Genomic DNA, 1,148 nt, shown 5'->3' on the forward strand with positions numbered 1-1,148 from the left:
CAGGCCAGAATCCGCCCTGCTTTCCAGCGCCATTCTTGACTTTGTCGAAAATCGCTTACACAAAATTTTACACCGGGCCAAGGAGATCGGATACAACGCATCACTTGCGTCCTTGATATAGTCGAAATGAACCTTGCTGGGGATCCAGCGGTACTTCTGAGGTTCCTGGCGGATACGGTTTGTGAGGCGTTTGGACAGGGAATAACTGAAAACCGCGTCAAATTCCAGTGCATCAGGCAGCTTAAGCCCTGAAAGTATGCCCTGCTTGTCTTTTACGCGGATCAGATATTTCCAGCCCTTCTGCTCTATGTGCGCCATGTTGTTGTACGCCTCATAGCCGCGGTCTGCTATGAGAATGACCGGTTCTGTGAGTTCCAACCGGTCCACCAATTCCACAAGAGCCCGAGATTCGTGCTCCTCCCGGCCGTCTTGTATGACGGCGTCCAGATAGAGTTGACTTTCCAAGTCGTACAGAGCATTTAAATGTAGCAGGTTGTATCCGCGTCCGTCCTTAGTGCTGTTAAAATAGGTTGCCTCGTCGTGAATGTTGCTTGGAATCTGCACATGGGAACCATCCACCGCCAGCAGTGTGTACCCGTTCCACCTTCGTATGGGACGGTTTTGGCAAGTAAACCGGCGTAAGATTTCTTCAAAGACCGCCGGAAGGAGCTTTCCCCGCTGCTGAACGAAGGCCGATGTAGTTGCCGCTGTCGGATCATAGTGAAACTGCCGCTGCAGTTCCACATTCAGGCTTTGTCCGCTCATGGAGAGTATCGTCCTGCACAGCATTTCAAAGGGCAGCTTTCGGTTCCGTGTGAAATCCCGTTTGGGATCGGTCGTGTATTTTGACAGTTCCTCCCGCATTTGGCATATGGTATCCAGAAGTTTTCTTTTCAGGGCGTTTGGGTAGTTCCTCATCGGCGTAACCTCCTTGAAATTGCTCTCAAGGCGTAGCCGCCGATTTTTTCCGTTTTGTCAAGTGTTTTTTGTGACTTTTTTCAATTATTTGCAAACACAGACCAGACCGCCTTGCGTACAGTCTGGTCTGTTGCTTATCTTAATGAGATTACGGCTAAGCCGGAGGCTTGAGTAAGCCCTATAAGGGCTTTATACGGACAAAGCCCCTTAAGGGGCCCGAAAAGATTTGC

At 50.1% G+C, this 1,148-nt stretch carries 1 protein-coding gene; it reads right to left on the minus strand.

From position 1 onward, the window contains the following. Positions 1-918, minus strand: a 918-nt coding sequence (locus tag JQM68_RS13585) for a transposase (RefSeq protein ID WP_235223556.1), incomplete at its 3' end; no start/stop codon positions are given. Positions 919-1,148 lie beyond the last annotated feature (230 nt).

Origin of the sequence: Oscillibacter valericigenes (assembly GCF_021531435.1) — a bacterium.
Lineage (GTDB): Bacteria > Bacillota > Clostridia > Oscillospirales > Oscillospiraceae > Oscillibacter > Oscillibacter valericigenes_B.